Below are 3411 nucleotides of genomic sequence, written 5' to 3' on the forward strand. Positions count from 1 at the left end.
GCGCGGAAGTTGCGTTATACCATGCACTTGGCAAGCTACCTGAACCAGAAATTGCCCACAGATTTTACTGACGAGGCGATTTATTAAGTGATTTCAAAAACCGGCTAATCAGCACGCTTTGAATATTTAGCACCTCCTGCGAGGCAATAACCCCAACCAATTGCCACGGTGTTTCTTTACCAACATACCCAACAATGTGCCCGCCATGGTTTTCAACAATCTACTGGGCAACGTATTCTGGTATGACAGCACAATCAATATTGCCCTTTTCCAAGGCAACCTTCATGGCAGACATTGAACCAAGCGCTATAAACTGAGCATCTACCGATGCAGTCATTTTGTATTTTTCTATGACCATAGCAGCCATGTAATGAGGCGTTGAACCTATATCTGTCACACCAAACCGAAGGCCTGACAGGTCACTGGGCTTTCTGATCCCTTTGCCCCAAACCGCGTTTGATACAACATAGGTGTTAGATGGGGTTGTGGATTCATCCTGAATGTTACCTGCAATAATTTTGAACTTACCTTTCGCAGCAAGATTAAATAGTCCAGCAGTCAAACCAGCAACGCCTATATCTACCACGCCAGAAGCAACCGCATTTGCGATCTGCTGAGCAGAATCAAACTTAACGTAATCAAGCAAAATATCATTGTCCGAAAAAAAACCATGGTTATCCCCCAGCAGAATTACGGCACCAGAACCAAGCTCAACCACACCAATGCGGATCATAGAGGGACTCCCAAAAATATCTTTCACATGAGTAGCAAATAAGATAACCAGCAAAAAAAAACGTCAGCCTCAATATATGAAGGCTGACGTTTTTTTTATAACTTTCAAGAAGCGTCATAGCTAGATTTAAAGCCTGAAAGAAACTGTATTACATATATAGTCAATTTTTCAGAAAATACATCAGCAGCATGTTAAAAAATACACAGCCTACAAATAGAAGACATTTCTATGTTTTTTTCTCTGCTGCGTCTGCATCCTCTCTTCCATGCTTGAAGTTATTAAATCGTAACCTGATTAAGCTTTTTGAAGATACGATATCATGTTTATCATCTTGTTTGAAAAGCAACTCTACTTGTGACGGAGTAATGTCAAAAAGTTGTTCTGTGATAGCTTGGATCGCACTCCTATCCTCAGAGTCCTCAGGACTTTTGTAAAAAGCATGTTTTAATGCCAGATAGGCTTGCGACTCAATACGCCCGCTCAACCCGGTTGTCTGGTCAGTGTTCTTTCGAGCAATGACTGAACCCACAGTAACCGAAGCCTTAGCAATACCAAATGCTACATCTGTAGCTAGACTACCTACTCCAGGTGCGGCAATAGAAGCAGCGGAACCGGCTATAGCACCACCAACATCCAGCCCACCCTGCACAGTAGCATGTGCAGTCTTGATATCAGTGCGAATCTGTTTTGTTTTGATAACATCTTCGGTGAGTAGTAAGGCATCCTTAAGCAGCGGATTTTTTCCAAGCAGTTCTTTGTGTGTTGCTTCAAAAGCTTTAATTTTATTGAGTTTTTTTGAAAGGATTATATTATTGGTTTTTCGATAGTGCCTTTCTTTAAACTCCCTACCAGCCCTAATACCATAATCCACCTTTAAAACAGGAAGAAATGAAGCCGTCAAGGATGCAGCAGTCCACTGTGCTTGACTCTTCTGATGCCTATATTTTCTTGATTCATAGTTAGAGAACTCCTTTAAAATCGGAGCACTATCTTCAAATGAAAGAATATAATCTCTTACTGACTTTTTTTCAGGAAGTCTATTTTTGCTTGCCAAGTATTTATACAACTTATTTTCATCAATGACAAACTTGTGTCTCGATGCCATAGCAGACTTCCCCAACTTCCAAGGCTTTGAAAAATCCATCCTCGCACCTAAAGGTTTTAGAATATCATTAAGTTGCTTCATCATTTTTTTTGACTGATGGGCGTATTTTATCAACTCTTTGTTATCTTCTTTTTTTGATAAAGACGACATACGTGCATTACGTTCACGATATTCATTTCGCCAGCTATTCAGTTGTTTTTCGATATTTCCATCTGAGCCTTTGACCAATTTAAGGAGCCTGCTGGTCATTTGGAACACCTGGGCTCCTGATGCATATCGACATTTGTTTTCACCCAGTAAACTTCTCACTAAATCGCTATTACTCGTGCCACTCACCTCACCAGACAATTTTGCCATCATTGAGAGGTCTTTCATTTCCTCGAGTGAAATAGTTCCAGCTTCATTGTTAGGCTTGTTTTTCCATTGATCTACAATTTTTGTGCTGTTCTCAAAAGCCTGTTTCCGGTGATGCAGCCTGGACAACTTATGGAGCTTAAAGCCAAGTGTAACTGCGTGAGATATGGCACTTGTTCCAATATCAAGACCAACGTCCACTGGATTTAAAAGGCCATCAATATCAATATCTCCTGATGGCGCATTTAATGAATCAGCTGGAGCGCTAGCAATGTCTCGGACAACTCCCACTTCGCTGCCTGACTCAATAACTTCAGTGGTTGCAAATTCAGGATCAAGGTAATCTGGGTTTATGATATCTGGCTGCCATGGGCCTTCCGGCAATACATCAGGTAGTGGTGAGTGCTCTGGCATAGTACCATGAGCATATAATCCTGGGATAGAATCTGCTAATGCCCGATAATCACCCTTGCTCTTTGGTATTCTATTCTTATCGCTCGCGGCTTCAATTTTCCGCTTTGAGAAGCCTAAGTCAGTTCCTGTAGACTTGTGCTTTCTACCTGTTATGAACTTCTTTATTGATTCCGTTATAGTGGAGACTTTTCGATTCAAGCTTGACTTCGTCGGTAGCTTATTTTCATTCTTATCTAACCCTGATAACTCAGCCTTCGGGTTAACTGATTTATTTACACTGAACCGCCCCATAATTACCATCCCTAGAATTATTTTCTATTTATCCAGTATAGATAGTCGGCAGTCTAATACTTCGTGAGACCTTTGCAGCATCATTCCTTAACCTATTGTTTTTTCAATGTAAAATTAATTAAATATTTTATATGAAATTAAGAAAGAGAAAAAAATAAAGAATATCGTATTTACCAGCGCCACGCTTCCGTTACTTTTCAGAAAGACATATTAAAAATAATAATTCCAATGGGTTAAAGAGAAGTTGTCTTATCTGAATCTGAGTGTTTCTTATCTTAAAGTGACCCATTAACGTGTTAACACTGGGTTTGTTTACGTGGGTAATCAATACTCTGATTCTGATTATGGCGAGCAAGCTTATTGATGGATTCGAAATTAAGAACTTTGGCTGGGCGATGTTACTGAGCTTGGCTATTGGGGCCTTCAGGCTATTTGCGGGCTTGGCTTTTCCAGTTTGAAACTGGTTTAAATTTAATAGGTCACATAGCAAAAACCCCGAACACGAAGTGCTCGG

At 40.3% G+C, this 3411-nt stretch carries 3 protein-coding genes; 1 reads left to right on the forward strand and 2 read right to left on the reverse strand.

All coding sequences use genetic code 11. From position 1 onward, the window contains the following. Nucleotides 1-220 precede the first annotated feature (220 nt). Both Q1B11_RS19950 and Q1B11_RS19955 read right to left on the reverse strand, forming a co-directional pair. The gene (locus Q1B11_RS19950) at nt 221-733 is read right to left on the reverse strand and encodes an ABC transporter substrate-binding protein (protein ID WP_299735721.1); all 513 of its coding nucleotides are present in this window, start codon (nt 731-733) and stop codon (nt 221-223) included. 226 nt (nt 734-959) lie between these two features. Then, on the reverse strand, nt 960-2897 hold the full coding sequence (locus Q1B11_RS19955) for a hypothetical protein (RefSeq protein ID WP_299735723.1): 1938 nt from the start codon (nt 2895-2897) through the stop codon (nt 960-962). Nucleotides 2898-3190: 293 nt separating this feature from the next. Here Q1B11_RS19955 and Q1B11_RS20500 point away from each other — a divergent pair, with 293 nt between their 5' ends. Continuing rightward, nucleotides 3191-3355, forward strand: a complete 165-nt coding sequence (locus Q1B11_RS20500) for a phage holin family protein (RefSeq protein ID WP_366139497.1) — start codon at nt 3191-3193, stop codon at nt 3353-3355. Nucleotides 3356-3411 lie beyond the last annotated feature (56 nt).

The organism is uncultured Endozoicomonas sp., assembly GCF_947495845.1.
In the GTDB taxonomy this organism is placed as follows: domain Bacteria; phylum Pseudomonadota; class Gammaproteobacteria; order Pseudomonadales; family Endozoicomonadaceae; genus Endozoicomonas.

Coding starts and splice junctions, on each gene's coding strand:
- Q1B11_RS19955 (WP_299735723.1), bottom strand. CDS start 2,897: ATGGGGCGGTTCAGTGTAAATAAATCAGTTAACCCGAAGGCTGAGTTA.
- Q1B11_RS19950 (WP_299735721.1), bottom strand. CDS start 733: ATGATCCGCATTGGTGTGGTTGAGCTTGGTTCTGGTGCCGTAATTCTG.